This window comes from Kitasatospora phosalacinea (assembly GCF_000716545.1).
In the GTDB taxonomy this organism is placed as follows: Bacteria; Actinomycetota; Actinomycetes; order Streptomycetales; family Streptomycetaceae; genus Kitasatospora; species Kitasatospora phosalacinea.
Window position 1 is genome coordinate 1 of record NZ_JNWZ01000220.1, and the last position, 232, is coordinate 232.

At 73.3% G+C, this 232-nt stretch carries 1 protein-coding gene; it reads right to left on the reverse strand.

The window, feature by feature from the left end:
* On the reverse strand, positions 1-232 hold a 232-nt coding region (locus tag OO48_RS34225), incomplete at both ends, for an NAD-dependent epimerase/dehydratase family protein (protein WP_157845624.1).

The following is a 232-nucleotide window of genomic DNA, read 5'->3' on the forward strand; positions in this document are numbered from 1 at the left end:
GCGCCCGTACGCCCCCGCCACGTTGAAGTACCGCAGGCTCACCGCCGCCAGACCGTGCGCGAGCGCCTCCGAGGTGATCAGGTGGTCCACCGCCAGCTTCGTCGCCCCGTAGGCGTTGGTCGGCGAGGTGCGCGCGCTCTCCTTGATCGGCACCTCCTCCGGCTCCCCGTACACCGCCGCCGTCGAGGAGAACACCAGCCGCCCCACCCCCGCCTTGCGCATCGCCGCCACC